Origin of the sequence: Listeria rocourtiae subsp. hofi (genome assembly GCF_963575615.1) — a bacterium.
GTDB classification, from domain to species: Bacteria; Bacillota; Bacilli; order Lactobacillales; family Listeriaceae; genus Listeria_A; species Listeria_A hofi.
The window spans coordinates 1-300 of the sequence record NZ_CAUYTL010000123.1; the positions used below are offsets into that span (position 1 = coordinate 1).

The following is a 300-nucleotide window of genomic DNA, read 5'->3' on the forward strand; positions in this document are numbered from 1 at the left end:
ATAATGAGTAAAAATGATCCCCAAAATGTTGACATCGTGAAAATAAGTGCGAATAGCGAGAATCGCGCTGAAATCGCGTAAATCAGAATCACGGGTTGGCGGTGCGTAAACCCGAGCTTCATTAAGCTATGATGCAAATGGGATTTATCCGCCATTGCAATTGGCGTGCGATGCACAATTCTTCTAATAATACAAAAAATCGTATCGAAACTCGCGACACATAAAATGAGAACTGGTACAATCAATGATATAAACGGGACATTTTTAAAGCCCATCATCGAAAGAATCGCGATGATATAT

General features: G+C 39.3%; 1 pseudogene. It reads right to left on the reverse strand.

The window, feature by feature from the left end:
- A pseudogene (locus R8925_RS16020) lies at nucleotides 1-300 on the reverse strand (undecaprenyl/decaprenyl-phosphate alpha-N-acetylglucosaminyl 1-phosphate transferase); the annotation flags it as partial.